This is a genomic window from Mycobacterium sp. pV006, from assembly GCF_041287115.1.
In the GTDB taxonomy this organism is placed as follows: Bacteria; Actinomycetota; Actinomycetes; order Mycobacteriales; family Mycobacteriaceae; genus Mycobacterium.
In genome coordinates this window covers 97,655-113,151 of the sequence record NZ_JBGGKT010000001.1, presented here as the reverse complement: position 1 = coordinate 113,151, position 15,497 = coordinate 97,655, and the positions used below count along the sequence as shown (strand labels likewise).

The 15,497-nt window shown below is 69.1% G+C and carries 14 protein-coding genes and 1 pseudogene; 9 read left to right on the top strand and 6 right to left on the bottom strand.

What is annotated here, in order from left to right:
* Positions 1-78: 78 nt before the first annotated feature.
* The 4 genes from ACAG25_RS00535 to ACAG25_RS00520 form a co-directional block, all read right to left on the bottom strand.
* The gene (locus tag ACAG25_RS00535) at positions 79-1,734 is read right to left on the bottom strand and encodes a cytochrome bc complex cytochrome b subunit (RefSeq protein WP_370486347.1); all 1,656 of its coding nucleotides are present in this window, start codon (positions 1,732-1,734) and stop codon (positions 79-81) included.
* Positions 1,731-2,951 (bottom strand): ubiquinol-cytochrome c reductase iron-sulfur subunit, encoded by a 1,221-nt coding sequence (locus ACAG25_RS00530; protein ID WP_370486346.1) that lies wholly within the window; start codon positions 2,949-2,951, stop codon positions 1,731-1,733. The genes ACAG25_RS00535 and ACAG25_RS00530 overlap by 4 nt, the downstream gene beginning before the upstream one ends.
* Complete coding sequence (locus ACAG25_RS00525; protein WP_370486345.1) at positions 2,948-3,784, bottom strand: c-type cytochrome; 837 nt, start codon at positions 3,782-3,784, stop codon at positions 2,948-2,950. Before ACAG25_RS00525 ends, ACAG25_RS00530 begins: the two co-directional genes overlap by 4 nt.
* 75 nt (positions 3,785-3,859) lie before the next feature.
* Positions 3,860-4,471 (bottom strand): heme-copper oxidase subunit III, encoded by a 612-nt coding sequence (locus tag ACAG25_RS00520; RefSeq protein WP_370486343.1) that lies wholly within the window; start codon positions 4,469-4,471, stop codon positions 3,860-3,862.
* Positions 4,472-4,539: 68 nt separating this feature from the next.
* Here ACAG25_RS00520 and trpD point away from each other — a divergent pair, with 68 nt between their 5' ends.
* The gene (trpD, locus tag ACAG25_RS00515) at positions 4,540-5,634 is read left to right on the top strand and encodes an anthranilate phosphoribosyltransferase (RefSeq protein ID WP_370486342.1); all 1,095 of its coding nucleotides are present in this window, start codon (positions 4,540-4,542) and stop codon (positions 5,632-5,634) included.
* On the opposite strand, the pseudogene ACAG25_RS00510 reads toward trpD, so the two are convergent.
* Positions 5,572-7,350 (bottom strand): annotated as a pseudogene (locus tag ACAG25_RS00510) (DEDD exonuclease domain-containing protein); the annotation flags it as partial. The gene trpD and the pseudogene ACAG25_RS00510 overlap by 63 nt on opposite strands.
* A gap of 122 nt (positions 7,351-7,472) precedes the next feature.
* Here ACAG25_RS00510 and ACAG25_RS00505 point away from each other — a divergent pair.
* The 4 genes from ACAG25_RS00505 (at position 7,473) to ACAG25_RS00490 (ending at position 10,913) form a co-directional block, all read left to right on the top strand.
* Entirely contained in the window at positions 7,473-7,691 is a 219-nt protein-coding gene (locus ACAG25_RS00505) for a hypothetical protein (RefSeq protein ID WP_370486825.1), read from the top strand.
* 153 nt (positions 7,692-7,844) lie between these two features.
* Entirely contained in the window at positions 7,845-8,984 is a 1,140-nt protein-coding gene (gene ripC, locus ACAG25_RS00500) for a peptidoglycan hydrolase RipC (protein WP_370486341.1), read from the top strand.
* Entirely contained in the window at positions 8,953-9,780 is an 828-nt protein-coding gene (locus tag ACAG25_RS00495) for a peptidase (RefSeq protein ID WP_370486340.1), read from the top strand. The genes ripC and ACAG25_RS00495 overlap by 32 nt, the downstream gene beginning before the upstream one ends.
* Complete coding sequence (locus ACAG25_RS00490; RefSeq protein ID WP_370486339.1) at positions 9,777-10,913, top strand: glycosyltransferase family 4 protein; 1,137 nt, start codon at positions 9,777-9,779, stop codon at positions 10,911-10,913. The genes ACAG25_RS00495 and ACAG25_RS00490 overlap by 4 nt, the downstream gene beginning before the upstream one ends.
* Here the strand turns inward: ACAG25_RS00490 and ACAG25_RS00485 are convergent, their stop codons facing one another.
* The gene (locus ACAG25_RS00485; RefSeq protein WP_370486338.1) at positions 10,914-12,716 is read right to left on the bottom strand and encodes a long-chain fatty acid--CoA ligase; all 1,803 of its coding nucleotides are present in this window, start codon (positions 12,714-12,716) and stop codon (positions 10,914-10,916) included.
* Between the two features lie 106 nt (positions 12,717-12,822).
* Here ACAG25_RS00485 and ACAG25_RS00480 point away from each other — a divergent pair, with 106 nt between their 5' ends.
* The 4 genes from ACAG25_RS00480 to ACAG25_RS00465 all read left to right on the top strand — a co-directional run bounded on the left by ACAG25_RS00480 (position 12,823) and on the right by ACAG25_RS00465 (position 15,393).
* Positions 12,823-13,212 carry a polyketide cyclase / dehydrase and lipid transport gene (locus ACAG25_RS00480; protein ID WP_370486337.1) on the top strand — a complete coding sequence of 130 codons (390 nt, stop codon included), beginning with the start codon at positions 12,823-12,825 and terminating at the stop codon, positions 13,210-13,212.
* 78 nt (positions 13,213-13,290) lie between these two features.
* Positions 13,291-13,728, top strand: coding sequence for an SRPBCC family protein (locus tag ACAG25_RS00475; RefSeq protein ID WP_370486336.1), 438 nt, complete (start codon positions 13,291-13,293; stop codon positions 13,726-13,728).
* A gap of 46 nt (positions 13,729-13,774) precedes the next feature.
* On the top strand, positions 13,775-15,001 hold the full coding sequence (locus ACAG25_RS00470; RefSeq protein WP_370486335.1) for an ArsA family ATPase: 1,227 nt from the start codon (positions 13,775-13,777) through the stop codon (positions 14,999-15,001).
* The gene (locus ACAG25_RS00465) at positions 14,998-15,393 is read left to right on the top strand and encodes a hypothetical protein (protein ID WP_370486334.1); all 396 of its coding nucleotides are present in this window, start codon (positions 14,998-15,000) and stop codon (positions 15,391-15,393) included. The genes ACAG25_RS00470 and ACAG25_RS00465 overlap by 4 nt, the downstream gene beginning before the upstream one ends.
* Positions 15,394-15,497 lie beyond the last annotated feature (104 nt).

The window sequence follows — 15,497 nt, the reverse complement described above, 5'->3', positions numbered from 1 at the left end:
GAGGGGCCACTAAAGAGCTGATCCGCCCCGGCCTGGCGGCCGAGACGGATCAGCTTGTCGGACTTCGTTATTCGGGTATCAGTGATGCCCGTTGCCGGAGCCGTTGCCGTTGCCGGAGCTGTTGCGCTCCTGCACCTCGCGCAGCGCCGTGAGGGCCTTGCGCTCGGCAGCGTGAGCCGCTTCGGTCAGCGCCTCGTGCTCGGAGAGCGGATCGGCGGACAGGAAGCCACCGGTGCCCGGAGCGCCGGAGCCGCCCAGCTTGTTCATCCGCTTCGGCAGAGCTGCGCCCTGGTATTCCAGCGGAATCGGGTGGCCGTGCTCATCGACCGGGCCGAGAGGCTGATGCAACTCGACATAAGCGCCGTGCGGCAGACGCTTGATGATGCCCGTCTCGATGCCGTGCTCGAGCACCGCACGGTCGCTGCGCTGCAGCCCGACCGCCCACCGGTAGGTGACGTAGTAGACGATCGCCGGCAACAGCACCAGACCGACGCGGCCGATCCACGTGGTCGCGTTCAACGAGATGTCGAACTTGAACGCGATGATGTCGTTCATGCAGGCGAAGGTCAGCAGGATGTAGAACGAGACCGCCGCCGCACCGATGGCCGTGCGCGTCGGAGCGTCACGCGGCCGCTGCAAGAGGTTGTGGTGCGCGTCGTCCCCGGTGAACTTCTTCTCCAGGAACGGGTAGGCGATCAGCAGGCCGAAGATCAGACCCATGCCGACGGCGACCCACACACCCTGCGGGATCGTGTAGTTGCCGATGTAGAACTCCCACGCCGGCCACAGACGGATCAGACCGTCGGTCCACATCATGTAGAAGTCAGGCTGACTGCCGGCCGACACCTGGGACGGGTTGTACGGCCCGAGGTTCCAGACCGGGTTGATCTGCAGCAGACCGCCCATCAACCCCAGGATGCCCACCGTGACGGCGAAGAACGCTCCGGACTTCACCGCGAACACCGGCATGACGCGCACGCCGACCACGTTCGTCTCGGTGCGGCCGGGGCCGGGGAACTGGGTGTGCTTCTGGAACCACACCAGGGCCAGGTGGACACCGATGAGCGCCAGGATGATGCCCGGGATCAGCAGGATGTGCAGCGCGTACAGCCGGGGGATGATGATCTCGCCCGGGAAGTCCCCGGCGAACAACGCCCAGTGCAGCCACGTACCGACCACCGGGATACCGATCGTGATGCCCGAGAACGCGGCGCGCAGGCCGGTGCCCGACAGCAGGTCGTCCGGCAGCGAGTAGCCGAAGAAGCCTTCGAACATCGCCAGGATCAGCAGCAGCGAGCCGATGACCCAGTTGGCCTCGCGGGGGCGCCGGAATGCGCCGGTGAAGAAGATGCGCGCGAGGTGCACCATGATCGACGCGGCGAACAGCAGCGCGGCCCAGTGGTGGACCTGGCGCACGAACAGCCCGCCGCGCACCTCGAAGCTGATCTCCAGCGTCGTCTCGTAGGCACGCGACATGCCCACACCGCGCAGCGGCTGGTACACGCCGTCATAGGTCACGTGCGCCATCGACGGGTCGAAGAACAGCGTCAGGTACACGCCCGTGATGAGCAGTACGAGGAAGCTGTACATCGCGATCTCGCCGAGCAGGAACGACCAGTGCGTCGGGAAGACCTTGTTGAGCTGCCGGCGTACCGCCGCCGAAGGGTGGTACCGCGAATCGATCGCTTCGCCTTGCTTGGCCGCGATCTCGGCGGCGTCCAGACGTGGGCTCATGACTTCCGCTCCCAGAATGCCGGTCCGACGGGTTCGATGAAGTCGCCGTTGGCGACGAGGTAGCCGTCCTGGTCGACAGTGATCGGCAGCTGTGCCAGTGCACGGGCCGCCGGGCCGAAGATCGGCTTGGCGAACTCCAGGGCGTCGAACTGCGACTGGTGGCAGGGGCACAGGATCCGGTAGGTCTGCTGCTCGTAGAGCGACGACGGGCATCCGAGGTGCGAGCAGACCTTCGTGTAGGCGAAGAACTCGCCGTAGTTGAAGCTCTCCTGGCCGCGACGCTTGACCACCCGCGACATGTCACCCGGTTTGACGCGGATCAGCATGACGGGGTTACGGACGCCCATCGCGATCTCGAACAGCTTGTGCTCGGACTCGACAGTGGTTCCGTCACCGTCGGATTCACGCCACGGGAACACCGTCTCCATGCCGCCGGCATCGATGTCCTCCGGACGGATCTTGATGTAGGGCGAGTTGCCGGGCCGACCCGTGGCGCGGGCCAGGTAGATGGTTTCGCCCTCGAAGCGCGGGGTCCAGCCCGAGGTCCACAGCTCGGCCTTCATGCCCTCGGCGGTGGGGACGACGGGCTTCCAGGGGTTCTTGATCAACCCGCCCATGAAGGCGACCAGGGTGCCGAGCCCGAAGGCGCCGAAACCGATACCCAGCGACAGACCGATCATCTTGCGGCGCCTGATGGTCGAACCCTCGAGCGCATCGGTGAGGTTGGCGGCGACGGTCTTGCGGTGCAGTTCCGGGGACGCGCCGTCGTGGCGGTCCTGGACCGAGATCTCCTCGGGGATGAACTTCTTCTGGTACAGCACCGCACCGATACCGATGGCCAGGATCGACAGGCCGAAGGTCAGACCGTAGAGCGGGGTGGCCAGCGAGTAGATGAACTCGCCGTCCGAGCCGGGCGGCTGGTATTCCCAGGGCCAGAACAGGAAGATCAGCAGCAGCGCCAGTCCGGAGAACCCGGCGAGCAGTAGCCAGTAGGCGACGGTGCGCTCCGCCCGCTTCTCGGCCTTGGTGCCGGGAACCGGCCAGCGCGGCTCCTTGAAGATGACCTCGACGCCGTCGAGCCTGCCGCCGAGTTCGACCAGTTCCTCGCGCGACATCCGCGCGAGTTCGGCGTCGGTGGGCTGGCCCGGTTCACCCTTGTGGCCCGGGACGTCGGTGCCCTTCTCTCCGCCCTTGAGGTCGTCAGGTTCCTGACTCATGCCCGTGCTCCGATCCACAGCGCGCCGGCGATGATGGCCACCATGCCGACGATCCACGCCACCATGCCCTCCGAGGTGGGGCCGAAGCCGCCGAGGCCCAGGCCACCCGGGGTCCGGGCTTCCGCGGACTCGCGGACGTAGGCCACGATGTCGCGCTTCTCTTCCGGGGTGAGCTGCCGGTCGGAGAACTTCGGCATGTTCTGCGGGCCGGTCAGCATCGCGGTATAGATCTGGGCTTCGTTCGCGTTGCCCAGGTCGGGTGCGTACTTGCCGGAGGACAGCGCACCGCCCTTACCGGTGAAGTTGTGGCAGGACGCGCAGTTGAGGCGGAACAGGTCGCCACCGCGGGCCAGGTTGTCGCCGCGCAGTGACGCCTGGGCGACCTCGCCGTTCTCGTCGCGGGGCACGACCGGACCGCCGCCGTTGGCCTGGATGTAGGCGCCGAGGGCGTCGGTCTGGGCCTCGTCGAACAACGGGTCCTTCTGGGGCGCCTGCGCCTCGTTGCGCATCGCCGGCATGCGGCCGGTCGACACCTGGAAGTAGGTGGCGGCCTCGCCGACGCCGATCAGGCTGGGGCCGCGGTCGGCCACACCCTGCAGGTTGACGCCGTGACAGGACACGCACGAGGTCTCGTAGAGCTGCTGGCCGGTGCGCAGCAGGGCCGAGGCTGACTCGTCGGCCACCGCCACCTGGGGCGTCGGCGTCAACGTCGAGGCCAGACCGCCCGCAAACGTCAAGCCGAGCCCGAGCAGCAGCGCTGCCGACAGCCGGCGGCGCAGCCGACGGCGTTTCATGGTCGCCGGACCACCGGCTCCAGGTGCCTTGCTAGGCATCGAACCCCTTCTCATCCGCTGGTTTGGAGAGGTGTTTCTCCGCGAGTTGATCATCGGACGCATCGGACGAGCCGACTAACGAACGAAGTAGATGACGGCGAACAACGCGATCCACACGATGTCGACGAAGTGCCAGTAGTACGACACCACGATGGCCGCGGTGGCCTGGGCCGGCGTGAACTTGCTCATCCGGGTGCGGAAGAGCAGCAGGACGAACGCCACCAGACCGCCGATGACGTGCAGGCCGTGGAAGCCGGTGGCCAGGTAGAACACGGTGCCGTAGGCGCTGCCCGAGATCGTGGTGCCGTGTTCGACCAGATGCAGATACTCGTAGCCCTGGCCCAGCACGAAGAACGTGCCCATCGCCAGGGTCAGCGCGTACCAGCGTCGCAGCCCGAACACGTCGCCGCGCTCGGCGGCGAACACGCCCATCTGGCAGGTGAACGACGACGCGATCAGCACCAGCGTCACCGGTACCGCCAGGGCGAGGTTCAGCTCGGTTGGCGGCGGTGGCCATTCGCCACCGGATTGAGCACGCGCGGTGAAGTACATCGCGAACAGTCCAGCAAAGAACATCAGTTCGCTGGAAAGCCAGACGATCGTGCCGACACTGACCATGTTCGGCCGGTTCAGCGAATGTACACGCGACGTGATGGCAGTTCCCGAAGTCCCTACAGCGCTCGTCACAGGTGCAAGTATGACGCTTTGTAGTTGTCGAACTCCACCCGGGTGTCGCAATTCGTCATAATCAGTCGGTGACTTCTCCCGAACCCCAGCTCGGCGCCGCCTCCCGAACAGCTGGAAACGAGCCGACCTGGCCGGTGGTCCTGGGCCGGTTGACCACGAGTCAGACGTTGTTACCAGGGCAGACCGCGTGGGCGATGGACCAGATCATGACGGGCACCGCGACCCCGGCTCAGATCGCGGCGTTCGGCGTGTCGATGAAGATGAAGCGACCCACCTCGGCGGAAGTCACCGAGATGGCCGACACGATGCTCAAGCACGCGGTGCGGGTGCCCACCGACACGATCGGCACCGCCACCGTGGACATCGTCGGCACCGGCGGGGACGGCGCGAACACCGTGAACCTGTCGACCATGGCCGCGATCGTGGTCGCCGCGGCCGGCGTACCGGTGGTCAAGCACGGCAACCGTGCCGCGTCGTCGCTGTCGGGCGGCGCCGACACCCTCGAGGCGCTGGGACTGCGCATCGACCTCGGACCCGACGAGGTGGCCCGCAGCGTCGCCGAGGTCGGCATCGGGTTCGCGTTCGCCCCGCAGTTCCATCCGTCCTACCGGCATGCCGGCGCGGCCCGCCGGGAGATCGGGGTGCCGACGGTGTTCAACCTGCTGGGTCCGCTGACCAATCCGGCCACCCCGCGCGCCGGTCTGATCGGCTGCGCCTGGGCCGACCTCTCCGAGGTGATGGCCGGGGTGTTCGCCGCCCGTGGGTCCAGCGCGCTGGTGGTGCACGGTGACGACGGTCTCGACGAGTTGACGACGACGACCACCAGCACGATCTGGCGTGTCCAGGCCGGCACCGTGGAACGGCTGACCTTCGACCCGGCGGCGTTCGGGTTCGCGCGCGCCGAGATCTCCGAGCTGGTCGGCGGCGACGCGGAGTCCAATGCCGCCGAGGCGCGTGCGGTGCTCGGCGGCGCCAAGGGCCCGGTGCGGGATGCGGTGTTGCTCAACGCCGCCGGGGCGATGGTGGCCCATGCCGGGCTATCCAGCGACGCCCAGTGGGTCCCGGCCTGGGAGTCCGGCCTGGCGCGCGCCAAGGACGCGATCGACTCCGGGGCCGCCGAGCAGTTGCTCGCGCGTTGGGTGCGGTTCAGTCAGCAGGTCTGACCGGACGGCCTGTTCGGCGGCGAGTCGTGCCGACCGTGCGGTGGCCGCCCACTGCGCCCAAGCACCGGCCGCTCCGATCGGCGAGCGGTAGCCCTCGTCGGCGCGCACGATGCGCACTCCCGGCCTGCTCAACCAGCGGGTGATCAGCGCGGTCTCCTCGATGAGCGCACCGCCGAGCGGCCCGGCCTCGGGCAGCACGGTCTCCGCGGACGCGCACAGCACATCGACCACCGGCATCGGCGGCACCCCGCGGGGCGCGCAGCCGGCGGCGGCGAGCCGCCCGTGCCGGATCACCGCCAGATGCCAGCCTCGATGACCATCGGGGCATGCGGCGATGAGTTCGGGCAGCGCGGTCAACGACCGCAGCCGCTGGCCTCGCCAGAGCACGTCGATGGCGGCCGCGGCGCGGTCGCGCAGGCGGGCGGCGGTTTCGTAGCGGTGCCGGCGCGCGAGGTCGTCGATGTGGGACAGGATCGCGTGCAACGGTCGATTGTCGTGGCCCGCGATGAGCGCCAGCGCGGCGTCGACAGCGCACCGGTAGGCGTCGGAGTCCACGTCGTGTGGCGCCGGACAGGGCGCGACCTCGTGCTCCGGGCACCGGGGACCGTGCCGGGCCGAACGGCCCAACCGGGTGGTGCAGGTGCGCACGCGGGTGAACCGGGCGGTCAGGTCTGCGGCGTCGAGGGCGTCGGAGCGCGTGCGGAACGGGCCGATCGCGACATCGGTGCGGGGGGTGCGTACCGCCGAGAACCGGGGGAACGGTTCGTCGGTCAACGTCAGCCACCACCACCGGTGGGGGAACTTCGAGCGCCGGTTGTAGGGCGGCGCGTGCGCGGCCAGCAGACGCAGCTCGCGAACCCCGGCCTCGAGGTCATGGGCACACTCGACGTGATCGACCGCTGTGGCCAGGGAGGCCATCTCCTTCATCCTGGCGCGAGGGTCGGATCCGTTGAAGTACTGCGTCACCCGGCGCCGCAGGTCGACCGCGGTGCCGACATAGAGGACCTCGCGTGAGGGTCCCCGGAACAGGTAGACACCGGGGCTGCGCGGCAGCCCGCGAGCGAGATGTCGCTTGGCGCGCTGAGCCGGAGTGACGTCCGGCAGGTAGGACCGGAGCTCGGCATAGGTGTGCACACCCTGGTTGCCCACCCGTTCGATCAGGCCGTGCAACACGTCGACGGTCGCGCGGGCGTCGTCGAGCGCCCGGTGGGTGGGCCGGGTGGACGCGCCGAACAGCTGGGCCAGCGCGGACAGTCGCACGCTGGGGGCCTCGTCGCGGGTGAGCACGCGGCGGGCCAGTCGCACCGTGCACAGCACCTGCGGCTTGGGCCACGGCAGCTGGTGACGTTCGGCGGCCGCCCGCAGGAAACCGATGTCGAAACCCGCGTTGTGGGCGACCAGGATCGCTCCGCGGCAGAACTCCAGGAACGCCGGGAGCACGGCTTCGATGCGCGGCGCGTCGTAGACCATGGCCGTGGTGATGCCGGTGAGCGCGACGATCTGCGGCGGAATCGTCCGCCCGGGGTCGACCAGGGTGGCGAACTCGCCGAGGACCTCGCCGCCTCGCACCTTGACCGCGCCGATCTCGGTGATCTCGTCGTGAACGTCCCCGGAGGCGCGCCCACCGGTGGTCTCCAGGTCGACGACGACGAACGTCGTCTCCCGCAGGGACGGGTCGGCGGATGGATCGACGTCGGCGAAGCTCAACTGATCCATGGGCAGAAACGTAAGCGGTCGCGGTGACAACCACCGGTATCCACACGGCGTTGCGCGGCGCAGCAGAGTTGTCGGTCGGTGTCGATACCGTGCGCTCGATGCCGATCGAGAGGACGGACGCAATGACCCAGGACGACGACCAGACGTTGACCATCGACTGTGACGACTGCGCGGTGCGCGGCCCCGGCTGCCAGGACTGCGTGGTCAGTGTGCTGCTGGGGGTGCCCGAGACGCTGCACGTCGACGAGCAACGCGCGCTGGAGGTGCTCGCCGAAGTGGGCTTGGCGCCGCGGCTGCGGTTGGTGCCCATCCACCGCCAGGGCGGAGCGGGGGTGGCGTGACGACACGCGCTATCGTTGAGGCTCAGCGTCTTACGCGCGGCACTGTTAAATTTGCGTCTCTCGTTGGACAAGGCCGATGCCGTTTCGTAACCTGTTCGAGACCTGATCGCAGCTCGAGGCGGCTCGTTTACGGCAGTTGAAGGACACGAAATCTTGACGTTCGACCGCGCGCACCGGAATACCAGTCGTTCTCGACGAATCCTCATCAGTGTGATGGCCAGCGTCGCCCTCGTCGGCGCGATGCTGACCGGTCTGGCTGGTCCGGGATACGCCGACCCCGCCGACGACGCGCTGGCCAAGCTGCAGCAGCTGTCCCGCCAGGCCGAGCAGACCACCGAGGCGATGCACTCGGCCCAGCTGGACCTCGACAACAAGCTCGACATCCAGCGCGCCGCCGAGGCCAAGCACGCCCAGGACATCGCCAACGTCGAGTCGGCACGCGCGCAGCTCACCGACTACCAGGGCAAGGTCGACCGCTTGGCTGCCGCGCAGTACATGGGTGGAAGCACGTCCGGCTTCGAGGCCATGCTGACCGCGTCGTCGCCGCAGGGACTGATCGACCAGATGTCGGTCCAGCGGGTGATGGCCGCCGAGATGTCGGCCCAGATGAACCGCTTCATCGACCTCGGTCAGCAGGCCGAACTCGCCGAGAAGGCCTCGGCCGCCTCGGCCGCCGAAGCCAAGACCGCCGCCGAGCAGGCCGCGGCGGTGCGTGCCGACCTGCAGGCCAAGCAGAGCCAGCTGCAGACCCAGATCGCCGTGGTCAAAGCGCAGTACGACTCGCTGACCCAGCCGCAGCGCGAAGCGCTGGCCGCGATGCCGCCGCCACCGCCCGCCCCGGGTGCGCCGCCGCCCCCGCCGGGTCAGGATCCCGCGGTGCTGGCCGCGCCGCCCGCCCCGCCGGCGCCGGGTGCGATCCCGCCGGGTGATGTGGCCGCGCCGGGGACCCCGGTGGCCAACACCGTGATCCAGGCCGCGCTCAGCCGGATCGGCTCCCCGTACTCGTGGGGTGGCTCCGGGCCCAGCGCCTTCGACTGCTCCGGGCTGGTGATGTGGTCGTTCCAGCAGGCCGGCGTCTCGCTGCCGCACTCGAGCCAGGCCCTGGCCCGCGGCGGGCAGCCCGTCTCGAGGGATCAGATGCAGCCCGGGGACCTGGTGACCTACTACTCCGATGCGTCGCACGTCGGCATCTACATCGGTGACGGCATGATGGTGCACGCATCCACCTACGGCACGCCGGTGCGCGTCGCGCCGGTGGACAATGCGCCGATCTACAACGTCCGCCGTTACTGATCGTCGTCGCGCGGCCGACCGGCGCCGTCTCGGCGCCGTCCTCGGAGCCGAATTCATCTGCGCGGCGCTCCTCGTGGCGGGGCCGGGCAGCGCGCCCAGCGGCCCGATGATCGCAACCCCGAGCGTGGCCACCGCTTCGGCCGCTCCCGCCGTCACGTCGGTGCCGCTGCCCGACGGTCGCGAGGCGCGCCTCATGGATCTCGGTGCTCCCGACGGGGCGGTGCTCCTGCAACGCGTTGCCGCCGAACTGCCCGCGGCTGCGGACGCGGTGTCGGCGTTCTGGGGACCCCGGTGGCGCCCCGACGTGGAGGTCGTCGTCGCAGGCTCGGCCGAGCAGTTCGCGGCGCTGGGGGGCGGCGGACCCGACATCGCCGCGACCACCACCGCCGACCGGATCATGTTCTCCCCGGCCGCCGGACGCATGAGCGTCGAAGACCTGCGAATCGTGCTGCGCCACGAGCTGTTCCACTACGCGGCTCGCCCCGACACCGCCGCCGACGCACCGGTCTGGCTCACGGAGGGGGTCGCCGACTACGTGGCCCGGCCGCCGCTGACCCCGCCGACCCGGCCCGCCGCGCTGCCCACCGACGCGCAGTTGAGCACACCGGGCCCGCAGCGGTCGGCCGCCTACGACCAGGCCTGGCAGTTCGCGTCGTTCGTCGCCGCCACGTTCGGCCCCGAGGCGCTGCGCGAGTTGTACGTCGCAGCGTGCGGACCCGACCGACTGGACGTCCCGACTGCGGTCCGCGACGTCCTCGGTGTGGACCTGGCGACGTTGACGGCAGGCCCGTCATGAGCCGGGTCCTGTTGGTCACCAACGATTTTCCGCCCCGACCGGGCGGCATCCAGAACTACCTGGAAGCGCTGGTGGGCCAGCTCGTCGAATCGGGTCAGCACACCATGACGGTGTACGCCCCGAAGTGGAAGGGCGCGCAGGAATACGACGCGGCCGCGCGGGCCGACGGCTACGAGGTGGTCCGTCATCCCACCACGTTGATGCTGCCCGAACCCGCGGTCGCACTGCGGATGCGGCAACTGATCCGCAGCCGCGACATCGACACGGTGTGGTTCGGAGCGGCCGCCCCGCTGGCACTGCTGTCTCCGCTGGCGCGTGCGGCCGGCGCACGCCGGGTGATCGCCAGCACCCACGGCCACGAGGTCGGCTGGTCGATGCTTCCGCTCGCGCGTAATGCACTGCGCCGGATCGGTACCGACACCGACGCGGTGACCTACATCAGCTCCTACACGCGCCGCCGGTTCGCATCGGCGTTCGGTCCGCAGGCGGCGCTGGAACATGTCCCGCCCGGAGTGGACGCCGAGCGGTTCGCGCCCGACGAGGTCGCCCGGGCCCGGCTGCGGGCCCGCTACCGGCTCGGTCAGCGTCCCGTGGTGGTGTGCGTGTCGCGACTGGTGCCGCGCAAGGGTCAGGACATGCTCATCCGGGCGTTCCCGGCGGTGCGCCAACGGGTTCCCGACGCCGCGCTGGTCATCGTCGGCGGCGGCCCGAACCGGACATCGCTGCGCCGCCTGGCGCACGCCTTCGGGGTGGCCGAGCACGTGGTGTTCACCGACGGGGTGCCCGCCGACGAATTGCCCGCCCACCACGCGATGGCCGACGTCTTCGCCATGCCGTGCCGTACCCGCGGGGGTGGATTGGACGTCGAGGGTCTGGGCATCGTGTACCTGGAGGCTTCGTCGAGCGGTGTGCCCGTGGTGGCCGGGCGTTCCGGCGGCGCCCCCGAGACGGTGCTCGACGGTAAGACCGGCACCGTCGTCGACGGATGGGACGTCGGGGCGATCGCCGCGGCCGTCGGCGACCTGCTCGCCGAGCCGCGCCGCGCCGCCGCGATGGGGGCGGCAGGACGCCAGTGGGTGCTCGACAACTGGCAGTGGCACCGCCAGGCGCAGCGGCTGGCCCGGCTGCTCTAGCTAGTTCTTGGCGTAGAGCGCGTCGATGTCGGCGGCGAACTTCTCGGCGACGACCTTGCGTTTGACCTTCATCGTCGGGGTCAGTTCTCCCGTGTCCTCGGTGAAGTCGACCGGCAGGATCGTGAACTTGCGGATCTGTTCGGCCTTCGACACCGCCTGGTTGGCTTCCTTGACCGCCAAATCGATCTCGGCGATCAGATCGGGGTCCTTGGCCAGGTCGCCGACGGTCGCGGCGCTGTCCTTGCCGTTGCGTTCCTTCCAGCCGGGGAACGCCTCCGGGTCGATGGTGATCAGCGCCGCGATGAACGGCTGCGCGTCGCCGACGCACATCGCCTGGCTGATCAACGGATGGGCCCGCAGCTGGTCCTCGAGCACGGCCGGGGCGACGTTCTTGCCGCCGGCGGTGACGATGATCTCCTTCTTGCGCCCCACGATGGTCAGGAAGCCGTCGTCGTCGATCGACCCGAGGTCGCCGGTGTGGAACCAGCCGTCGGTGAACACCGCCTCGGTCTCGGCCTCGTTGTTCCAGTAGCCGCCGAACACGACGCCGCCCTTGACCAGCAGCTCGCCGTCCTCACCCAGCCGCATGCTGTTGCCGGGCAACAGTTTTCCGACCGATCCGACGCGCAGGTCGCCGACCCGGTTGACGGTGATCGCCGCACTGGTCTCGGTCAGACCGTAGCCCTCGTAGATGGCCAGGCCCACACCCCGGTAGAAGTGCCCCAGCCGCGCACCCAGCGGCGCGCCCCCGGAGATCGCGGCGTGGCAGTTGCCGCCGAGCGCGCCGCGCAGTTTGCCGTAGACCAACCTGTCGAACAGCGCATGCTTGAGACGCAGCAGCAGGCCCGGTCCGCCGGTGTCCTGCGCCTTGCTCCATTCGATCGCGGTGTCCACGGCCGCGGCGAAGATCTTGCCCTTGCCGCCGGACTCGGCGTTGAGTTCGGCGGTGTTGTAGACCTTCTCGAACACCCGAGGCACCGACACCACCAACGTCGGCTTGAACACCGCGAACATCGGCACCAGATTCTTGATGTCACTGGTGAACCCGAGCGTCACGCCGTTGGCGAAGGCACCGATGGTCAGCGCCCGGGCCAACACGTGGGCCAGCGGCAGGAACACCAGCAGCTTCTCGCCCTTGGCGAGGTGGTCGGGGAAGCACTCCTTGGACCCGCGGATCTCGTAGAGCAGGTTCGAATGGGTCAGCTGACAACCCTTGGGGCGCCCGGTGGTACCCGAGGTGTAGATCAACGTCGCCGGGTCGGCCGACCGGATGGCGGCCAGACGGTCAGGGACGGCCTGCGGGTCCACGTCACGGCCGGCTGCGATGAGCTGGTCGATGGCCGAGGTGCCCGGGCCATCAATGGTGTAGACGTCGCGCAGCTGCGGCAATTGGTCGCGTTGCGCCTCGATGCGGCTGGTGTGCGCCTCCGTCTCGCCGAACGCGGCCACCGCGCCGGAGTCCGAGAGCACGAACTTCACCTGTTCGGCGGAGCTGGTCTCATAGATCGGCACCGTCACCGCGCCCACCGACAGGATGGCGAAGTCGATGATCGGCCACTCGTAGCGGGTCGCGGACAGAAGCGCGACCCGGTCACCGGGCTCCACGCCCGAGGCGATCAGCCCCTGGGCGACCCCGCGGATCTGCGCGGCGGCCTCGCGGCAGGTGACGTCGCACCAGGTGCCGTCCACGAGACGCTGGAAGATCACGTGGTCGGGATCGGTGCGCTCGTTGTCGTACACCGAGTTTGCGACGTTGTCGTGCTCATCGACGGTGAAGGAAGCGGGAATGCTGAACTCGCTCACGTGAGGGCCCCTCGTGTTCTCAGCCGGATCGACAAACGATGGTGTGATGTCCACCCTAGTCGGCTGCCACGCCGGGGGTCTGGGGGATGTGTGAAGCTAGTCAGCCATGAACAGCATCCAGATCGCCGACGAGACGTTCGTCGCGGCCGACCCCGTGGCGGTGGGTGCAGCGGTGGCCGACCGGGCCTCCTGGCGGCGCTGGTGGCCCGACCTGCGTCTCGAGGTGGTCGAGGATCGTGGCGAACTCGGGCACCGTTGGAAGGTGACGGGCGCGCTGACCGGCACCATGGAGGTGTGGCTGGAGAAGGTGCTCGACGGCGTGATCCTGCACTATTTCCTGCACGCGGAACCGTCGGGTGTCGCGGCGTGGCAGCTCGCCAAGATGAACCTGGCGAAGCTGAACCACCGGCGCCGGGTGGCCGGCAAGGACATGGCCTTCGAGATCAAGCGGACGCTGGAGGCCGACCGCCCCGTGGGTGTCTCGCGATTGGCCTGACCGGGCGCCCTTGCGGCAACGGAAGAGTAAATTTCTGGCAAGCGGCCAGACCGAGCGGACGGACCGGGGACAGCTGAAGTGGCGGACAAGACGGCGCAGACGATCTACATCGATGCCGACCCTGCGACGGTGATGGATGTCATCGCCGACATCGGCTCCTACCCGGACTGGGTGGCCGAATACAAGGAGACCGAGGTCCTCGAAGCCGACGAGGAGGGCTACCCGAAGGTGGCCCGCCTGGTCCTCGACGCGGCGGTGCTCAAGGACACGATGGTGCTGGCCTACGAATGGCCGCGGGATCGCCGGTCGGTCACCTGGTCGCTGGTCTCGAGCACCCTGCTCAAGGCGCTCGACGGTGCCTACCGGCTCACCGCGAAAGGTTCGGGCACCGAGGTCACCTACGAGTTGTCGGTCGATCTGGTCATCCCGATGATCGGGCTGCTGAAACGCAAAGCCGAGCGCCGACTGACCGATACGGCCCTGAAAGACCTGAAGAAACGAGTCGAGGCTGACTGAGCGCGAGGACACCGCCGCGCCGGACGGGGGAGCAGCCCGGATCAGTTTGTTCGTCGGCAAAGGCGGGGTGGGTAAATCGACGTTGGCCACCGCGACAGCGGTGCGCGCGGCAGGGACCGGGATGCGGGTGTTGCTGGTCTCCACCGACCAGGCACATTCGATCGGCGACGTGCTGGGCACCCCGATCACGCCCACCGGAGAGCAGGTGCCCACCCGCGTGCTCGCCGATCTCGACACGGCCGACGCCGGCGGTGGCCGACTGGATGCGCTGGCGCTGGACACCCTGGCCCTGTTGGCACGGCAATGGTGCGACAACGCCGATGTCCTGTCGCGGAGGTTTCCCGACTCCGACCTCGATGACCTTGCCCCCGAGGAACTTTCGGCTCTGCCCGGGGTGCAGGAGGTACTCGGGCTGCACGCGGTGGGTCAGCTCGCCGACTCCGGCGACTGGGATCTGGTGGTCGTCGACTGTGCGTCGACCGCCGACGCCATGCGGATGCTGACGTTGCCGGCCACGTTCGCCCTGTATCTCGAACGGGCCTGGCCGCGCCACCGTCGACTTTCCAGCGCCGACGATCCGCGCACCGCCGCCGTGGTGGGGCTGCTCGAACGCATCGCGGCCGGGGCCGAATCGCTCGGCGCACTGCTCGCCGATGCGTCGCGGGTCGGCGCGCACCTGGTGATGACGGCCGAGCGCGTGGTCGCCGCCGAAGCGGTGCGCACCCTGGGGTCGCTGGCGCTGATGGGTGTGTCGGTGGCCGAGTTGATCGTGAATCAAATTCTCGTGCAGGACGATTCGTTCGAGTACACCAACCTGCCGGCGCATCCGGCCTTCGACTGGTACTCCGAGCGCATCGCCGAGCAGCAGGCGGTACTCGACGACCTCGACCGGGTCATCGGCGACGTGAGCCTGGTGATGGTGCCGCATCTGGCCGGCGAGCCCATCGGAACCAAGGCGCTGGGGGAGCTGCTCGACGCGGCCCGCCGCCGCGACGGTTCCCCGCCGCCCGGACCGCTGCGCCCGGTCGTCGACCGGGAGTCCGGCAGCGGGCTGGAGGCCGTCTACCGGATGCGTGTGCAGTTGCCTCAGGTGGACTCGGCGGCGCTGACGTTGGGTAGGGTCGGTGACGACCTGATCATCGGCGTCGGCGGGATGCGGCGCCGGGTTCGACTGGCATCGGTGCTGCGGCGCTGCATCGTCGTCGACGCGGCCCTCCGAGGCAGCGAACTGACCGTGCGTTTTCGACCCAACCCGGAGGTGTGGCCGGCGTGAATGGCACTCACTCCGACCCCGGTGGCGCGCGCCACGCAGAGATCCCACCGGAGCTGCGGCAGCTCGCGCAGTCGATCCTCGAACGGTTGGACCCCGCGATCCGGCTGGCTGCCGCTCGGATGCAGGCCGGACAGGACAGTCCCGGCCGGTGCCAGCAGGTGTGGTGCCCGGTGTGCGCCCTGGCGGCGCTGGTCTCCGGTGAGCAGCACCCACTGCTCAATGTCGTCGCCGAGCACAGTGTGGCTTTGTTGGCCCTGGTCAAAGCGCTCGTGGACACGCCCGACGGCGCCGACGATCCGTCACCGCCGCCGCCGACCCCGCCGGACGGCGACGGTGCCCCGGATCCTGCCCCGGGCCGCTATCAGCACATCCCGGTGACCATCGAAGAATGACTGCGGTGTGGTCGCAGGCACACACCGTGAGTAAAGTTGGCCCAAGCATCGTGGTCGCAGCGTCGGCGCCGCGGTCGGGCATCGAAGTCCGCGTCATGAGGTCA

Excerpts from the sequence above, each read along its gene's own strand:
- ACAG25_RS00535 (WP_370486347.1), bottom strand. The coding sequence starts at position 1,734 with ATGAGCCCACGTCTGGACGCCGCCGAGATCGCGGCCAAGCAAGGCGAA.
- ACAG25_RS00530 (WP_370486346.1), bottom strand. The coding sequence starts at position 2,951 with ATGAGTCAGGAACCTGACGACCTCAAGGGCGGAGAGAAGGGCACCGAC.
- ACAG25_RS00525 (WP_370486345.1), bottom strand. The coding sequence starts at position 3,784 with ATGCCTAGCAAGGCACCTGGAGCCGGTGGTCCGGCGACCATGAAACGC.
- ACAG25_RS00505 (WP_370486825.1), top strand. The coding sequence starts at position 7,473 with ATGACCCAGGACGACGACCAGACGTTGACCATCGACTGTGACGACTGC.
- ACAG25_RS00495 (WP_370486340.1), top strand. The coding sequence starts at position 8,953 with ATGCGCCGATCTACAACGTCCGCCGTTACTGATCGTCGTCGCGCGGCC.
- ACAG25_RS00490 (WP_370486339.1), top strand. The coding sequence starts at position 9,777 with ATGAGCCGGGTCCTGTTGGTCACCAACGATTTTCCGCCCCGACCGGGC.
- ACAG25_RS00480 (WP_370486337.1), top strand. The coding sequence starts at position 12,823 with ATGAACAGCATCCAGATCGCCGACGAGACGTTCGTCGCGGCCGACCCC.